The sequence below is a fragment of the Goodfellowiella coeruleoviolacea genome (assembly GCF_024171785.1).
Lineage (GTDB): Bacteria > Actinomycetota > Actinomycetes > Mycobacteriales > Pseudonocardiaceae > Goodfellowiella > Goodfellowiella coeruleoviolacea.
The window spans coordinates 193342-209233 of the sequence record NZ_JAMTCK010000016.1 but is presented as its reverse complement, the minus strand read 5'-3'; the positions used below and the strand labels follow the sequence as shown (position 1 = coordinate 209233).

Annotated in this window: 14 protein-coding genes; 6 read left to right on the top strand and 8 right to left on the bottom strand. The window is 73.1% G+C overall.

The features are described 5' to 3' along the window. Positions 1–83 precede the first annotated feature (83 nt). Together LX83_RS30105 and LX83_RS30100 are read right to left on the bottom strand one after the other, a co-directional pair. Positions 84–791, bottom strand: coding sequence for a response regulator (locus LX83_RS30105; protein ID WP_253777527.1), 708 nt, complete (start codon positions 789–791; stop codon positions 84–86). A 44-nt stretch (positions 792–835) separates the two neighbouring features. Further along, entirely contained in the window at positions 836–1951 is a 1116-nt protein-coding gene (locus LX83_RS30100) for a sensor histidine kinase (RefSeq protein ID WP_253777438.1), read from the bottom strand. Between the two features lie 376 nt (positions 1952–2327). Here LX83_RS30100 and LX83_RS30095 point away from each other — a divergent pair, with 376 nt between their 5' ends. From LX83_RS30095 to LX83_RS30085, 3 genes are all read left to right on the top strand, one after another. Then, positions 2328–2861 carry a hypothetical protein gene (locus LX83_RS30095; RefSeq protein ID WP_253777436.1) on the top strand — a complete coding sequence of 178 codons (534 nt, stop codon included), beginning with the start codon at positions 2328–2330 and terminating at the stop codon, positions 2859–2861. Between the two features lie 404 nt (positions 2862–3265). Beyond that, complete coding sequence (locus tag LX83_RS30090) at positions 3266–4177, top strand: aldo/keto reductase (protein ID WP_301329133.1); 912 nt, start codon at positions 3266–3268, stop codon at positions 4175–4177. A 158-nt stretch (positions 4178–4335) separates the two neighbouring features. Beyond that, positions 4336–5094 carry an SDR family NAD(P)-dependent oxidoreductase gene (locus tag LX83_RS30085; protein WP_253777433.1) on the top strand — a complete coding sequence of 253 codons (759 nt, stop codon included), beginning with the start codon at positions 4336–4338 and terminating at the stop codon, positions 5092–5094. Positions 5095–5214: 120 nt separating this feature from the next. Here LX83_RS30085 and LX83_RS30080 read toward each other — a convergent pair whose 3' ends face one another. Further along, positions 5215–6864: a TM0106 family RecB-like putative nuclease gene (locus tag LX83_RS30080; RefSeq protein WP_253777431.1), complete on the bottom strand. Its 1650-nt coding sequence runs from the start codon at positions 6862–6864 to the stop codon at positions 5215–5217. A 141-nt stretch (positions 6865–7005) separates the two neighbouring features. Here LX83_RS30080 and LX83_RS30075 point away from each other — a divergent pair, with 141 nt between their 5' ends. Both LX83_RS30075 and LX83_RS30070 read left to right on the top strand, forming a co-directional pair. After that, entirely contained in the window at positions 7006–7485 is a 480-nt protein-coding gene (locus tag LX83_RS30075) for a DUF6474 family protein (protein WP_253777429.1), read from the top strand. Positions 7486–7722: 237 nt separating this feature from the next. Continuing rightward, the gene (locus tag LX83_RS30070; protein WP_253777428.1) at positions 7723–8844 is read left to right on the top strand and encodes a sigma-70 family RNA polymerase sigma factor; all 1122 of its coding nucleotides are present in this window, start codon (positions 7723–7725) and stop codon (positions 8842–8844) included. Here LX83_RS30070 and LX83_RS30065 read toward each other — a convergent pair. The 5 genes from LX83_RS30065 to LX83_RS30045 are packed head-to-tail and all read right to left on the bottom strand — an operon-like array spanning position 8831 to position 14306. Next, complete coding sequence (locus tag LX83_RS30065; protein ID WP_253777426.1) at positions 8831–9820, bottom strand: glycine betaine ABC transporter substrate-binding protein; 990 nt, start codon at positions 9818–9820, stop codon at positions 8831–8833. The two genes, LX83_RS30070 and LX83_RS30065, sit on opposite strands and share 14 nt — an antisense overlap. Next, a complete protein-coding gene (locus LX83_RS30060; protein ID WP_253777424.1) occupies positions 9817–10581 on the bottom strand; it encodes an ABC transporter permease in 765 nt (254 codons plus the stop codon). Before LX83_RS30060 ends, LX83_RS30065 begins: the two co-directional genes overlap by 4 nt. Then, on the bottom strand, positions 10578–11819 hold the full coding sequence (locus LX83_RS30055) for an ABC transporter ATP-binding protein (RefSeq protein ID WP_253777525.1): 1242 nt from the start codon (positions 11817–11819) through the stop codon (positions 10578–10580). The genes LX83_RS30060 and LX83_RS30055 overlap by 4 nt, the downstream gene beginning before the upstream one ends. 49 nt (positions 11820–11868) lie before the next feature. After that, positions 11869–12516 (bottom strand): ABC transporter permease, encoded by a 648-nt coding sequence (locus LX83_RS30050; protein WP_253777422.1) that lies wholly within the window; start codon positions 12514–12516, stop codon positions 11869–11871. Further along, entirely contained in the window at positions 12513–14306 is a 1794-nt protein-coding gene (locus tag LX83_RS30045; RefSeq protein WP_407649695.1) for a BCCT family transporter, read from the bottom strand. Before LX83_RS30045 ends, LX83_RS30050 begins: the two co-directional genes overlap by 4 nt. A 424-nt stretch (positions 14307–14730) precedes the next feature. Here LX83_RS30045 and LX83_RS30040 point away from each other — a divergent pair, with 424 nt between their 5' ends. Further along, complete coding sequence (locus tag LX83_RS30040; protein ID WP_253777420.1) at positions 14731–15429, top strand: hypothetical protein; 699 nt, start codon at positions 14731–14733, stop codon at positions 15427–15429. Positions 15430–15892 lie beyond the last annotated feature (463 nt).

Below are 15892 nucleotides of genomic sequence, written 5' to 3'. Positions count from 1 at the left end.
CACCCCGCCCACCGGGGTCACCGCCGCTGACCGAGTCGACATCCGGTGACGCCAGCGGCCGCGCCCGTGCGCGCACCGCCGCCTCACCGGTCGCGGCCGGCCGCATCTCGCCCAGCTGTGTCGCGTCCAGCCGTGCCCGGCCGGACCAACCCGGTCTCGTAGGCGATCACCACGAGCTGGGCCCGATCCCTGGCGGCCAGCTTGGTCATCACCCGGCTCACGTGGGTGCGCGCCGTGGCCGGGCTGATCACCAGCTGCGCGGCGATCTCCTCGTTGGACAGTCCACCGCCCACCAGCCCCAGCACCTCCCGTTCCCGATCGGTGAGAGCACGCAGCGCCGGCACCCGCACCCGCCGGTACTCCGGCCGGGACGCGAACTCCGCGATCAGCCGCCGGGTCACGCTCGGCGCGAGCAGCGCGTCCCCGCGCGCCACCACCCGCAGCGCCGCCACCAGCTCGACCGGTTCCACGTCCTTGAGCAGGAACCCGCTGGCGCCGCCGCGCAGCGCCTCGAACACGTACTCGTCCACGTCGAACGTGGTGAGCACGAGCACCCGCACCCCGGCCAGCTCCGGATCCGCGGTGATCATCCGGGTGGCCCGCAGCCCGTCCGTGCCTGGCATGCGGACGTCCATCACCACCACGTCCGGCCGGTGCTGGCGGGCCAGGGCCACCGCCTGTGCCCCGTCCGCGGCCTCGCCGCACACCTCGAAGCCGTCCTCGGTCTCCAGCAGCACCCGGAACCCGGCCCGCACCAGGGCCTGGTCATCGGCCAGCACCACCCGGACCAGCCCGGGTGCTGTCCGGTCGTGCGCCCGTTCCAGCGGCTCGCCCATCACGCTCCCCCCTGCACCGGCAGTCTCGCGCGCACGGTGAACCCGCCGGCACCCGGTCCGGTGGTCAGTTCACCGCCCAGCGCCTCGACCCGTTCCCGCATGCCCCGCAGTCCGCTGCCCGGGCTGCCCGGCGCGCTGCCGGTGCCGTTGTCGCCGACCACGATCTCCAGGCCGGCCGGGTCGCGGGCGTAGGTGACGGTCACCTCGGTCGCGCCGACCGCGTGCCGCACCGCGTTGGTCAGCGCCTCCTGGAGAACGCGGTAGGCGGCGGCGTCCACCGGCGCGGGCAGTTCGCCCGGCGCGCCGCGCACGGCCACCCGCATGCCGGTGGCGCGCACGCTGGCGAACAGCTCGTCGGCGTGCCGCAGGCTCGGACTGGGCGCGCGGTCGCCGCCGGAGCGCAGCACCTCCAGGGTGGCCCGCAGGTCGGTCAGGGCGGTCCGGCTCGCCTCCTTGATCGCCAGCAGCGCCTGCTTGGCCTGCTCGGGACGGCGGTCCGCGACGTGCGCGCCGACCCCGGCCTGCACGTGGATCACGGCCAGGCTGTGCGCGACCACGTCGTGCACCTCCCTGGCGATGCGCAGCCGCTCCTCCTCGGCGAGCCGGCGCGCCCGCTCCTGGGCCTGGTCCCGCTGGGCCGCCTGGGAGAGCCGCCTGGCCCGCACCGCGGCCCCGACCGAGGTCACCGCGAGCAGCCAGGCGAGCAGCGCGACCAGGCCGCCGCCCCCGGCCCAGCTGGCGTTGTTGACCAGTCGGGCGAGCACCACCGCGGCCATGGCCGCCCCGCCGAGCAGCCCGGCCCGCACCGGCCCGGCGAGCACGGCCAGGGTGAACAGGGCGATCGTCGGCACCACCAGCAGCGGGCCGCCCGGGTAGGGACCGAGGTAGTAGGCCACGGTGAGCGCGGCGGTGAGCAGCAGCACGGACCGGGGGAAGCGCCGGCGCCACGCCAGTGGCAGGGCGGTGGCCAGCAGCAGGCCGTAGCCGAGCAGGTCGAGTGGGCGGGCGTCCGGCTGCCAGCGCGCCGCCGCCGTGGTGATGCCCGCGACCAGCGCGCCCGCCGCGGCGGCCAGCAGCGCGTCACCGCGCCGGGGCAGCGGGGCACGGGGTGGCATGCGGGCAACGCTACGGGAGCCGGCGGGTGCGCCACATCCGTTGCCGGGCGCGTTCCGCGACTACGTCAGCGGGCGCAGGCCGGGTGGCGGGTGCGGTGCTCGGGTGCGGTGCGGGGCCGCGCTGTTGCCCGGCGGGTGGTGTGTCCATTTGCCACACCACCGCCTTCCGCATCCATTACTCCAACTTCACACTTTGCGGTGAGAAAGTCCGGAATCCGGCGGCGTCGAATGATAGCCGCAGTACGTTATGGCGAGTCGGCCGACGCGTGCTTTTTCCGGAACACCATCTCAAAACACCATCTCGAAGGACACGGGACTTCACACAATGATACTCACGAGGATCACTAAGGGACTGGCCATTGCCATTGGTGGCGCCATGGTCATGGTCTCCCTCAGTGGCGTAGCGAGCGCGAGTGAGCCCGCCAACGGCACGACCAACCGCACTGTCACGGTTCCGCTGGGCGTGGACCACGTGCCCTTTGACGGTGCCTCGTCCCCGTTCGCGCACGCTCAGTCCAGTGGCGCCTTCGCGGACGGAGAAGGGCCGGACCTGACCGAACTGGCCGAGGACAGCCCGGCGCTCGCCGCCATCCTGGGCCAGACCGACCTGCTGTCCAGCACGTCCCACCTGGTCCGCGCGGAGCGGCCGGCCGAGAAGTGCGAGCGGTCCGCGGCACCGCCGGCCTCGGGTGGTTCCGGGCAGGCCTCGGGTCAGCAGGGCCAGGGCCAGCAGAGTGCGGGTCAGGGGCAGGGCTCCGGCCAGGGGCAGGGGTCCGGTCAGGCGAAGCCGAAGCCCAAGCCGGCCGACCCGCTGACCACGCTGCTCGGCGGGCTGCTCGGCCACATCGGTCCCAGCGCCGATGGCGGCCGCGCCGCCGGGAATCCCCGACGGGCACTCGACGCGCGGTGAGGCGCACCGCGGCCGCCGTCCAGTGCGGCGGCCGACAAATCTTTCCCGACCGACCCCGTTGACTTCGACCCACCGGGATTCCGAAGTCCGGCCCAAAGTTTTTTCGCGTCGCCAACAACAGCCCTCGAAGGACTCCGACATACCGGGATCTCGGCGTCCTGTCCCGGTCGGCGCGACAATGGCCTCGTCCTCCGCCCTCGGGGACGGGGCCATTCCTTTTCCCGCACGCGCCGACGCGCACTCGACGGTTGTTCCGCCGCCCCGTCCGGTGGGCGGGGACGACCGGCCCCGACCGGGCGATCCGGGCACGCGGATGTGACGGCGGAGCGGGTGCGCCTTTAGGGTCACCTCCCGTGGAGCACCGCCGTTTGGGTGAATCAGGACTGGTTGTCAGTGTGGTGGGCATGGGCTGCAACAACCTGGGCCGCCCGGGAACGCTCACCGAGACGCTGTCGGGCACGCGCACCGTGGTCGCTGCCGCGCTGGACGCCGGCATCACCTTCTTCGACGTGGCCGACGTCTACGGGGCGCCGCGGGGCCGCAGCGAGGAGTTGTTGGGCCAGGCCCTGGCGAACAGACGGGACCAGGCGGTCATCGCCACCAAGTTCGGTCTGGACATGCAGGGCGTCAACGGGCCGGATTTCGGCGCGCGCGGCTCGCGCCGGTACGTGCGGCGGGCGGTGGAGTCCTCGCTGCGCCGGCTGGGCACCGACTGGATCGACCTGTACCAGCTGCACCGGCCGGACCCGGCCACGCCGTTCGAGGAAACCCTGTCCGTGCTGGACGACCTGGTGCACGAGGGCAAGATCCGCTACGTCGGGTTGTGCAACCTGGCCGGCTGGCAGATCGCGGACGCCGTGTGGACCGCGAACACCGCGTCGCTGACCGTGCCGGTGTCCGTGCAGAACCACTATTCCCTGCTGGAGCGGGAAATCGAGCGTGAGGTGGTGCCGGCGAGCGAGCGGTTCGGCCTGGGGGTGCTGCCGTACTTCCCGCTGGCCAACGGCCTGCTCACGGGCAAGTACCAGCGGGACGTGGAGCCGCCGCCGGCCAGCCGGCTGACCGGGCGGGAGCGGCTGCTGGCCGAGGCACCGTGGAACCGGATCGAGAAGCTGCGCGCGTTCGCCGAGGAACGCGGCATCGCCATGGTGCAGCTGGCCATCGGCTGGCTGGCCGCGCAGCCCGCGGTGACCTCGGTGATGGCCGGCGCCACCAGCGCGGAACAGGTGTGGGCCAACGCCAGGGCCGGTGAGTGGCAGCCGAGCGTGGAGGACCTGATCCAGATCGACTCGATCTGCCCGCCGGGGCGCCGCTGAGATGGTGCGGCCGGGGCTGCCCGGGGGATTACCGGCAGCCCCGGTTACCCGTGAGTAAGCCCGGCCACAGCCCCACAACACCCGCGATAAGCGAGCGTTAACCTCAGCGCCAGCACGAGGTGCGGAGTTGCGCCTCGTGGTGGTGAGGAGGGAGAGGCATGCAGATCACGGATACCGCGGCGGTCGTCACCGGGGGCGCCTCCGGACTGGGCGCGGCAACCGCGCGGACGCTGGCCGAGCGGGGTGCGCGGGTGTTCGCGCTGGACCTGCCGGCCGCGGTGGAGCGGGCCGAGGCGGTCGACGGCGTCAGCTACGTCGCGGCCGACGTGACCGACGCCGAGCAGGTGGCCGCCGCCGTGGACACCGCGGCCGGCTCCGGCGTGCCGCTGCGGATCGTGGTGAACTGCGCCGGGGTGGGCACGGCCGGCCGGGTGCTCAGCAAGAAGGGCCCGCACGACCTGGAGGTGTTCCGCCGGGTCATCGAGATCAACCTGATCGGCACGTTCAACGTGCTGCGCCTGGCCGCCGCGGCCATCGCCACCACCGAGCCGCTGGACGGCGGCCAGCGCGGCGTGGTGGTCAACACCGCGTCGGTGGCCGCGTTCGACGGCCAGATCGGGCAGGCCGCCTACTCGGCGTCCAAGGGCGGCGTGGTGGGGCTGACCCTGCCGGTCGCCAGGGACCTGTCCTCGGTCGGCATCCGGGTGATGACGATCGCGCCCGGCATCGTGGACACGCCCATGCTGGCCGGGGTGCCCGACGACTTCCGCGCCGGCCTGGCCGAGGGTGTGCCCTTCCCCAAGCGGCTGGCCCAGCCCGCGGAGTACGCCCAGCTCGCCGTGGCCATCATCGAGCACGACTACCTCAACGGCGAGGTGATCCGGATGGACGGCGCGCTGCGCATGGCACCCCGCTGATCCCCCAGCGCTGACTCCACAGCGCTGATCCCCCAGCGCGGATCTCCCTGCGCTGGTCCCCCAGCGCTGATCCCCCTGCGCTGGTCCGGCCGCGAACCGCTGTCCGACGGCGGGCCGGGCTCACAGGTCGGCGGCGTAGGGCAGGTCCTGGACCGCCGGGGAGGACATCCAGCTCCGCAGCGCCCAGGTGGCCCGCACGTCGTCCTCGTTGTACTCCAGCAGCCGACGCCGCTGGCTGTGGTCGGGTTCGCCACCGTCCATGGCCACGGCGTCGCGGTACCAGCGCATGGAGTTCTCGCCGCCGGCCTCCGGGTCCCGCCAGGAGAACCCGGCGAGCGGCGCCACGGTCTTGAGCCCCTTGCCGTGCGCGCACAGGAACTGGTCGCGCACGCTGCCGAACAGGTCGAACCAGGCGTCGGAGGCGATGAACCGGCGGACCTGGCCGATGCGCGGCACCCCGGGCTGGCCGGCGAACCGCTCGGCCGAGGCGAGCAGCCAGCGGTTCTCCGCCAGCTCGTTGTAGCAGTAGGCGCGGAAGCTCAGCCCGCGCCGCCTGGCCAGGTCGCGCACCCGGGTCAGCCAGGTCCAGAACTCGGCGAACGAACGCGCCTCGTCCGCGCAGGGCAGCGGGTCCCAGGTGACGAACGCCCGGTAGCCGTGCGGTTCGCCGATGTCGGCGCCGGACAGCAGGCAGCCCCACAGGTAGGCGCCGGCGTCGCCGAAGCTCTCCATGTCCACGTCGACCTCGACGTCGGCCCTGGGCACCCGCACCTGGGGCACCCGCCGGATCGCGGTCAGCTGGCGCAGCCAGGCGCGGGCCAGCACCACGGCGTCCGGGAAGGGCATGCCGACCAGCACGGCCGGTGGTTCCGCAGTCGGGTCCAGCGCGGCGAGCTGGTCCACCGTGTCCACGCCCACCTTGCGCAGCACCACCGCGTCCTCGCCGCGCACCACCAGGCTCACGTCCCGGCCGCCGGTCAGCTCGGCCTCGCAGGTCGGCCACCACGGGCAGCGCCGGCACTCCACGATCCGCGACGGCCGGGCCAGCGGCTCGGCCCGGGCGGCGGCGGCCTCGGCCACGGCCAGCCGGTCGGCGAACCGCGTGTCGTACTCGTCCAGGGCGGTGCGACCGCCCGGCCAGGTCGGCGCGTCCAGGTCGTGCCAGACGACCACGTCGCCGTCCATGCCGACCACGCCGCCGGTGGCCCGGCCGGTGGCGGCGAACCCGGCGGCCTGCAGCAGCCGCTGGACGTGGGCGAGCCGGAGCTGGTCGCGGGGCTGCGGCCGGACCTTGCGCTCCGGGTCCACGCGTCCACCCGGCGCCAGGTGGACCAGGTGGTGCAGTGGCGAGGTGCGGGCGCCCGCGCCCCGGTCGGTGACCTTGTGCCGCACCACCAGCACCGGCACGTAGCCGTCGCCGTCGCGGACCAGCAGGTCGATGCCACCGCGCCGACCGCCGTCGAAGTCCCTCGGGAGTTGCGCGCCCCACACGAGCCGGGCGCCCGCGCGTAACGCGGCCAGGGTGGCGGCCTCCCGGTCGGCGGCGGACACGTCGGCGCCGGTGGGGATCTCGGTCCAGTCGTCGCCGGCCAGCGCGGCCAACTGGCCGGCGACCAGCTGGCGGTGCGCCACGGCGTCGGCCTTGCGCTGCGCGCCGACCGGGTCCAGCGGCGCCTGCGGCGCGTCCGCCATGGCCGGGTCGTGCTCCAGGTGCACCCGCCGCCGGCAACGTGTCACAACTCCGGCATCGAGCAGCACTCTGGACGTCACACAGCCCAGGGTATGTCGAGCCCACGACGGCCCGGCCCACCACCGGCCCATGTCGCGGCCTGCCGCGCGTCCGCGGTGCCCGGCGTCACTGATCGTTCTACTGTTCGGTGTCGGCAGTCGCGTGTGGTGGAGGTGGGAGCCATGGCAGCAGGCAACAGGCGTACCGGGGCGCGGCGTGGCCGCCTCACCCCGGGCAGGGTGCGCAACCTGCTGGGCATCGCCAAGGTGGTCGGCCCGGCGCTCGCGCCGGTGGTGCTGCCGTTCGCGGTGCGCGCGGCCGGCACGATCCGGGACGGCTACGACCGGTTCCGCGCCCGCCAGCTCGGCGTGCCCGTGGCGGACCTGCCCGAGTTCACCGGCCGGGGCGCCCGGCTGCACGCCCGCATCGCCGGGGTGTCGCGGGTGCTGGCCGCGCTGCGGGCCGGCCGGCTGGCCCCCTCCGCCCCGGACGCCGCCGCCCTGGCCTTCGCCGACCAGGCCCAGGCCCGGCTGGAGACGCTGGCGGTCGCGGTGCGCGCGGCCGAGCGGATGCCCTCGGTCCGGCGCCGGCCGGCGCACCGGGCGGTCGCCGCCGAGCTGGACCAGATCGAGGACGACCTGCTCCGCCACCTCGGCGTGTGACACGGGCCAGTCACCCGATCCGGTGGCGGTCAGGTCGCCTCCGCCTGGGCGGTTCGGTGTCACGCCGGGTTTTGTCGGTGCCCACCGCTATAACCGAGCCGGGGCTGTCCGAGCCGGTCGGCCCCGGGTGCCGCCGACGCGGCCCAAGGGGAGAACGGCGCGCTCGGGAAAACGGCGCTGGGGAAAACGGCGCTGGGCAGAACGGCGCTGGGGAAAACGGCAGAGGGGAGAGCGGTCATGTCGACCACCGCGCAGCCTGGGGAGAGCCGTGGTGACCCCGGTGACCAGGTCCAGCCCGGGCAGAGCTGGGGTGCCGACGACTTCCTGCGGCAGGCCAACCCGCTGCGGCGGGAACTGCTCGCGCACTGCTACCGCATGCTGGGCTCGCTGCACGACGCCGAGGACCTGGTCCAGGAGACCTACCTGCGGGCGTGGCGCGCCTACGACCGGTTCGAGGGGCGGTCGTCGCTGCGCACCTGGCTGCACCGGATCGCGACCAGGACCTGCCTGACCGCGCTGGAGGGCCGCGGCCGGCGGCCGCTGCCGACCGGTCTCGGCCGGCCCGGTTCCGATCCGACCGAGGCCCCGGTGGACCTGCCCGAGGTGCCGTGGCTGGAGCCGGTCCCGGACACCGCGATCGACGTGGACCAGGCCGACCCAGCCGCGGTGGTCACCGCGCGGGAGAGCATCCGGCTGGCGTTCGTGGCCGCCATGCAGTTCCTGCCGCCGCGCCAGCGCGCCGTGCTGATCCTGCGGGACGTGCTGCGCTGGCGGGCCGCTGAGGTGGCCGAGGCACTGGACACCACGACGGCGGCGGTCAACAGCATGCTGCAGCGCGCCAGGGCGCAACTCGACCAGGCCGCGCCCAGCCGGGACGCGGTCAGCGAACCCACCGCCGCGCACGAGCGCGAACTGCTCGACCGGTACGTGGCCGCGTTCGAGGCCAAGGACATTCCCGCGATCGTGGCGCTGTTCACCGCGGACGCGGTGTGGGAGATGCCGCCGTTCGCCGACTGGTACCGGGGCCCGGACCAGATCGGCACGCTGGTCGACACCCAGTGCCCGGCCCGGGGCCCTGGCGATCTGCGGCTGATCCCGTGCCGGGCCAACGGCCAGCCCGCGTTCGGCCTGTACCTGCGCGCCGAGGACGGCGGCCACCGGCCGTTCTGCCTGCACGTGCTCACCGTCACCGGCGCGGGCGTCAGCCACGTGGTCAGCTTCTTCACCCCGGAGCTGTTCCCCCGCTTCGGCCTGCCCGAGCACCTGCCGGCGGCCGGCACCGGCGCGGACCGCGCGGCCCCGGCCGCGCCCTCGCTGACACCGCTGACACCGCTGACACCGCTGGTCAGGGCATGCTGACGAAGCCCTCCTGAACCAGCCAGTCGCGGGCCACGTCGGCCGGGTCGCGGCCGTTCACGTCGACCTCGGCGTTCAGCCGCAGCATCACGTCGTTGTTCAGCCGCCTGGCGATCGGGTCCAGCACCTGGCTGATCTGCGGGTAGCGGTCCAGCACCTGCTTGCGCACCACCACGGCCGCGTTGTACTGCGGGAAGAACTTCTTGTCGTCGTCGAGCACCTTCAGGTTCAGCGCCAGGATGCGGCCGTCGGTGGTGAACACCTCGCCGAAGGTGCAGGTGCGGCCCTCGACGGTGGCCGGGTACACCGCGCCGGTGCCCAGGATCTTCACGGCCTCGGGCGGCACGCTGAACCCGTAGGCCTGCTGCATGCCGGGGAAGCCGTCGTTGCGGTTGGCGAACTCGGTCTCCAGGCAGAACGTGGCCGCGCTCGGGTCCTCGTGCACCACCCGCACCATGTCCGAGAGGCTGTTCAGCCCGTAGCGGGCGGCGGCGTCCTGGTTCACGGCGAACGCGTAGGTGTTGTTCAGCGGGGACAGCGCGGTCCAGACGATCCCGTTGGCCTCGTCGGCCTTGGCCACCGCGTCGAACTGCTGTTGCGGATCGGGTATCGGGTTGGTGTGTCCCATGTAGCTGATCCAGGCCGTGCCGGTGTACTCCCAGTACAGGTCCATCTGGCCGCCGAGCAGTGCGTTGCGACCGCTGTTGGAGCCCTGGATGTTGGTGAGGTCCTGCACGTCGGCGCCGGCCGCCTCCAGCGCGAGTTCGGCGATGTAGCCGAGCACGATGTTCTCGGTGAAGTCCTTGGAGCCGACGGTCAGCTCCACCCCGTCGAGTTCACGGACGGGCGTGATCGAGCCGGGGCCGACCCGCAGCGGCACGGCCGCACCCGAGGACAGGCCGCACCCGGCGAGCACCGCGCTCGCCGCCGCGACCAGCAGCAGGGCGCTGGCCCGGAGCAGCCGACGTCGCCGTCTCATCGCAACCCCCGTGGTCCCAGCAGCTGCTCGGCCAGGCCGCCGAGCCAGTCGACGAGCAGGGCCAGTGCGGCCGCCAGCACCGCGCCGACCACCAGGATCGCCGGCCGGCCCAGCTTGTAGCCGGTGTCGATGAGCACGCCGAGACCGCCGCCCTGCACGAAGAACGCCAGCGTGGCGGTGCCCACCGCGAGCACCAGGGAGGTGCGCAGGCCGGCGAGGATGTAGGGCACGGCCAGGGGCAGTTCGATCCGGCCGAGCACGCCGACCGCGGACATGCCGATGCCGCGCCCGGCGTCGATCAGCGTGCGGTCCACCTGGCGCAGGCCGAGCATGGTGTTGCGCAGCACCGGCAGCAGCGCGTAGAAGGCCAGCGGCAGCACCGCCACCCAGAACCCGGTGGCGCTGGTGGCCAGGAAGAACAGCACCAGCAGGCCGACCGAGGGCGCGGCCTGCCCGATGTTGGCCACGGCCAGCACGACCGGGGCCGCCGCCCTGGCCCACGGCCTGGTCAGCACCACGCCCAGCGGCACGGCCACCACCACCACGATCACCGCGACCGCCACGGTCAGCAGCACGTGCTGCCAGGTGTGGTCCAAGAGGCTGGTGAGGTTGATGTTGCGCCGCTCGATGTCGTCCAGCTCCCGGGTGAACGCCCAGAACAGCACCCCGGCCAGCACCAGCAGCACGGCCACGGGCTGGCCGAACAGCCGGAACCGGTCCGCGCGCGACGAGCCGGAGTCGGCGGTGAACGTGGTGCTCATGACCGGAACTCCACCGGCCCGCCGGCCGCCGGCGCCCCGGCCCCGCCCCCGGCCCCACCGCCGGTGCCGCCGGTGCCGCCGGTGCCGTCCGTGCCGTCACCGCCGTCGTCCTCGCCGTAGTCCTCACGCAACTGCCGGATGGTGGCCATCACCGTGTCGATGTCGACCACCCCGACGTACTCGCCGTGCCCCCGGGTGACCACGGCCAGCCCGTTGGCGTCGGTGAGGATGGCCTCCAGCGCGTCGTGCAGCGTGGACTGGGTGGTGACGGTGTCCTCCACCGCCCGCCCGGCGGTGTGCAGGGTGCGCGCCACGGCCAGGTCCGGGCCGGACACCCAGCGCAGCGGCCGGCGCCGCGTGTCGAGCACCAGGCCGACCCGGCCGCGCCGGGGGCCCAGCCGCTGCCGGAGTTCGGTGGGCGACTCGGTGACCAGTGCGGTGGGCACGTCCCCCAGCCGCACGTCCCGCACCCGGCGCAGGGTGAGCTGCTTGAGCGAGGCACCGGCACCGACGAACCCGGCGACCGTGTCGTCGGCCGGGTTGGCCAGGATCGCCTCGGGCGTGTCGTACTGCAGGATCCGCGACTGGTTGCCCAGCACCGCGATCCGGTCGCCCAGCTTGACCGCCTCGTCGAAGTCGTGGGTGACGAACACGATGGTCTTGTGCAGTTCGGCCTGCAGGCTCATCAGCTCGTCCTGCAGGTTCCCCCGGGTGATCGGGTCGACCGCGCCGAAGGGCTCGTCCATCAGCAGCACGGGCGGGTCGGCGGCCAGTGCCCTGGCCACGCCGACGCGCTGCTGCTGGCCGCCGGAGAGCTGGCGCGGGTAGCGGTCCCGGAACTGGCCCGGGTCCAGGCCGACCAGGTCGAGCATCTGCTCGACCCGCTCGGCGATGCGCTTGCGGTCCCAGCCGATCAGCCCGGGCACCACGCCGATGTTCTGCCCGACGGTCAGGTGCGGGAACAGCCCGGCCTGCTGGATGGCGTAGCCGATGTTGCGGCGCAGCTTGTCGCCGTCCAGCGAGCGGTTGTCCCGCCCGCCGATGGTGATCCGGCCGCTGCTCGGCTCGATCAACCGGTTGATCATCCGCATGGTGGTGGTCTTGCCGCACCCGGACGGGCCGACGAAGACCACGATCTCCCCGGCCGGGATGGTCATGCTGACCCGGTCGACGGCTGGGGTGGCGGTGCCGGGGTAGTGCTTGGTGACCTCGTCGAGCACGATGTCGACCCCGCTCACCTCGCCGCCGCCTCCGCCACCGGGGTTGGTCCCGGTGGTGTCCGCTCGCTCAGCCACGGATCCCCCTTGACGTTGTCAGCCGGCCGATCAGCACGTAGATCCCGTCCAGCACCAGGGCCAGGACCACCACGCCGACCGTGCCGGCCAGTGCCATGTTCACGGCGTTCGCGCTGCCGACCCGGGACAGCCCACTGAAGATCACGTTGCCGAGGCCGGGCCCCTTGGCGTACGCGGCGATCGCGGCGATGCCCATCAGCATCTGGGTGCTGACCCGCATGCCGGCCAGGATCGCCGGCCAGGCCAGGCGCAGTTCGATCCGGCCGAGCACACCCAGCCGGCTCATGCCGATGCCGCGCGCCGCGTCGGTGACCGCCCGGTCCACGCCGGCGAGGCCGACGATGGTGTTGCGCACGATCGGCAGCAGCCCGTACAGCACGAGCGCGGTCACGGTCGGGCGCACGCCCAGGCCCAGCAGCGGGATCAGCAACCCGAGCAGCGCGAACGAGGGGATCGTGAGGATCGCGCTGGTCAGCGCGGTCGCCACGGTCGAGCCGACCGGGCTGCGGTACACCGCGATGCCCAGCAGCACGCCGATCGCGGTGGCCAGCAGCACGCACTGGACCACCGCGCTGGCGTGCAGGTAGGCGTCGGTGAGCAGCTGGGCCCACCGCGACCCCACGTAGTCCCAGAAGCTCATGGCCGTCTGCGTTCCGCGACCTGCTGCTCGGCCTGGACCACGTGCGGGGGCACCCGGAGCACGGCCCGGCCCCGCTCCACGTGCGCCGAGGCGGTGCGCGCCGGCCGGTCCGCGCCGCCGGTGCCGTCCACGTCACCGGTGTCACCGGTGACGTCAGCCTCGCCGGTGTCGCCAGCCGCTGTGCCGTCACCGGCTGCCGCACCGGTCGAGCCCTCGACCGGCGGCGCGGCCGTGGTGTCGCTGACCGCGAGCACGTCACCGAGCTGTTCGGTCACCTCGTCGAGCACCTGAGCCATGCGTTCCTCCCGCCGGACGAGTGGGTCGCTGCGCAGGTCGCGGGCCAGTGACACGCACAGCCCGACCATGACCACCATGAACGGCAGCGCCGCGATGATCGTGAGGTTCTGCAGCCCGGTGAGGGCGTCCTTCTGGCCCACGACGAGCATGACCGCGGCGACCGCGCCGGTGAGCACACCCCAGAACACGACCACCCGCTTGGTGGGTTCGATCGAGCCCCTCTGGGAGAGCGTGCCCATGACGATCGAGGCGGCGTCCGCGCCGGACACGAAGAAGATGGCGACCAGCACCATCACCACCACGCCGGCGACCGCGGCCAGTGGGAAGTGGTCGAGCAGCCCGAACAGCTGGGCCTCCTGGCTGGCCTGGCCGGCCAGGTCGGTGCCGCCGCGCTGCACGTCGATGGCGGTGCCGCCGAGGATGGCGAACCAGATCAGGCTGACCACGCTGGGCACCACGATGACGCCGCCGACGAACTGGCGGATGGTGCGGCCCCGGCTGATCCGGGCAATGAACATCCCGACGAACGGGGTCCACGAGATCCACCAGGCCCAGTAGAAGATCGTCCAGCCGGACAGCCAGGTCTCGGTGCCGTCGCCACCGGCGGCCGCGGTGCGCGCGGCCATCGCGGCCAGGTCGCGGAAGTACTCGCCGATCGAGGTGGGCACCAGGTTCAGGATCAGCACGGTCGGGCCGACCACGAACAGGAACACGGCCAGCACCACGGCCAACACCATGTTGATGTTGGACAGCCACTGGATGCCCTTGGCCACCCCGGACACGGCCGAGGCCACGAACGCCACGGTGAGCACGGCGATGATGGTGACCAGCAGGCCGGTGCCGGTCTCCCCCAGCCAGCCGGCGGCGCGCAGTCCGCTGCCGATCTGCAGCGCACCCAGGCCCAGCGAGGCGGCCGAGCCGAACAGGGTGGCGAAGATGGCGAGCACGTCGATGGTCTTGCCGGCCGGCCCCCGCACCCGCCTGGTGCCCAGCAGCGGCGCGAACGCGGCGCTGATCAGCTGGCTGCGACCGCGCCGGAAGCTGCCGTAGGCGATGGCCAGGCCGACCACGGCGTAGATCGACCAGGGGTGCAGCGTCCAGTGGAACAGGGTGGTCGCCATGGCCACCTCTGTGGCCTCGCCCACATCCGCCGGCTGGGTGCCGGGCGGGGGTGTAACGAAGTGGGCCAGCGGCTCGCTAACGCCGTAGAACATCAGACCGATGCCCATACCGGCGCTGAACATCATGGCGACCCAGGAGACGGTGCGGAACTCCGGCTTCTCGTCGTCCCGGCCCAGCGGGATCTTCCCGTAGCGGCTCAGCGCCAACCACAGGGCGAACACCACGAACGCGGAGGAGACCAGGACAAAGGCCCACCCCAGGTTGGCGATGATCCACCCCAGCGCCGCGTCGGCGACCGACCCGAGCGAGTCGGCGCCGAGGACACCCCAGGCCACGAAGGCGACGGCCACGGCGGCGGCCACCCCGAACACGACTCGGTCGGTGGTGCCGGGCCGGTCGGCCCTTGCTGGTGGAGGTGTGTACGGCTCCTCCCGCGCCGCGGCTGTGGGGTTGCTCTGGCCTGCCCTGGTTTCCGTGGATTGCCTCGTCACCACACCACGCGCCCGATGTTGGCGCGACCTCCTCTCGACAGCGGCAACGGCGGCACGGAGGTGGTCAATCAGGCAATGCGTGGCCGCCCCGCGTCCCGCCGGCTGTAGAACCACCGTTGCCCATTCGGCCGAACGAGGCAACCCGCGCTGCGCGCCCAGGCGGCAGTTCCGCACCTTATGACCAGGTAAAATAAAAATTTGGAACACTTGCGCTAAGCAACTGTTCTGTGGGGAAAACAGACCACTCACCACCGTCCAAAGGGCCGTTCCACCACCTCAGCCCGGTCGCCTAGGCTCGACCGGTGTGACCAGGCGAGCAGCGAGCGGCCGGGGCGCGCACCGCGCGCTGCGGGCCGGGCTGCTCGCGGTGAGTTCCGCGGCACTGACCGTCACCGCGCACGGGCTCGCCGGTGGCGCCCTGCCCGAGGTCGGCCTGCCCGTGCTGTTCACGGTGGCCCTGGCCGGCGCCGGCACCGCCGTGGCCGACCGGCGTCAGGGCCTGATCGGCATCGCGGCCACGTTGGGCGCGTCCCAGGTCGGCCAGCACGTGCTGCTGTCCCTGCTCGGCCACGACCACCCGGCCGAGCCCCCCGTGACCGCGTCGCCCACCACCGCCTCCCCCGGGACCGGCACCGACGTGCCCGGTCTGACCGCCAGCTCCGGGTGGATGACCCTGGCACACGTGCTGGCAGCGCTGCTCACGGCGTTGCTGCTGGCCAGGGCGGAGACAGCGGTGTTCGCCATCGCGGCGGCCCTGGCGCTGCTGCTGCCGAGGCGGCTGTGCCCGCCGCCGGCCTGGGCCCCACTGCGGCTGTCCGCGATCCCCGCCATTCGGGCCGGCTCCGGCAGCGCACTCGACGTGTTGCTGCGCCGGGCCCACCGGCGCCGAGGACCACCCGTCCGGCGGATGGCCACCACCCGCACCCACCCCAGTTATCCACAGCCCCCCGAGTTATCCACAGGCTCGACGCACGTCCTCCTCCCCGCTGGTTGCGGCGGATAGGCTGGTCCAGGGGACGCCCCCCTGGGAGGGCGGGGGCTGACCAGGGCTGATGACACCGTTCGGCACTGGTTCCTGATCGTGGTGCGGCGCGTGGCCATCCACAGGTGTCCACAGGGTTATCCACAAGCTGTCCACATCCCTGTCGCGGCCTGTCCACACCGGCACGGGTCTTGTTCTGCCTGGTCACGCCAGGTTGGGGCAGATCCGCTCGCGGTGGCGGGGCGCGCCGGCCCGGCTGACAGCCCATCGCACGCGCCCAGTTGTCCACAGGCACGTGCTGGTGTCAGCCGGTTACTGGCGGTGGGTCCTCGTCACGGGCCCGTCGGGCATCCCACGCTGGTCGTGCACCGCAGGCTGGATCTTGATGTCACCACGATGTCTGTCCACTGGCCTGTGTGTCTGGCGCGATCGAGAGGCGTTGGGGTGTTCGGTGGGCGTGGCCGCCGGCGACCAGGGGTTCCGA

Excerpts from the sequence above, each read along its gene's own strand:
- LX83_RS30100 (WP_253777438.1), bottom strand. The coding sequence starts at position 1,951 with ATGCCACCCCGTGCCCCGCTGCCCCGGCGCGGTGACGCGCTGCTGGCC.
- LX83_RS30095 (WP_253777436.1), top strand. The coding sequence starts at position 2,328 with ATGGTCATGGTCTCCCTCAGTGGCGTAGCGAGCGCGAGTGAGCCCGCC.
- LX83_RS30085 (WP_253777433.1), top strand. The coding sequence starts at position 4,336 with ATGCAGATCACGGATACCGCGGCGGTCGTCACCGGGGGCGCCTCCGGA.
- LX83_RS30065 (WP_253777426.1), bottom strand. The coding sequence starts at position 9,820 with ATGAGACGGCGACGTCGGCTGCTCCGGGCCAGCGCCCTGCTGCTGGTC.
- LX83_RS30060 (WP_253777424.1), bottom strand. The coding sequence starts at position 10,581 with ATGAGCACCACGTTCACCGCCGACTCCGGCTCGTCGCGCGCGGACCGG.
- LX83_RS30075 (WP_253777429.1), top strand. The coding sequence starts at position 7,006 with ATGGCAGCAGGCAACAGGCGTACCGGGGCGCGGCGTGGCCGCCTCACC.
- LX83_RS30090 (WP_301329133.1), top strand. The coding sequence starts at position 3,266 with ATGGGCTGCAACAACCTGGGCCGCCCGGGAACGCTCACCGAGACGCTG.
- LX83_RS30050 (WP_253777422.1), bottom strand. The coding sequence starts at position 12,516 with ATGAGCTTCTGGGACTACGTGGGGTCGCGGTGGGCCCAGCTGCTCACC.
- LX83_RS30070 (WP_253777428.1), top strand. The coding sequence starts at position 7,723 with ATGTCGACCACCGCGCAGCCTGGGGAGAGCCGTGGTGACCCCGGTGAC.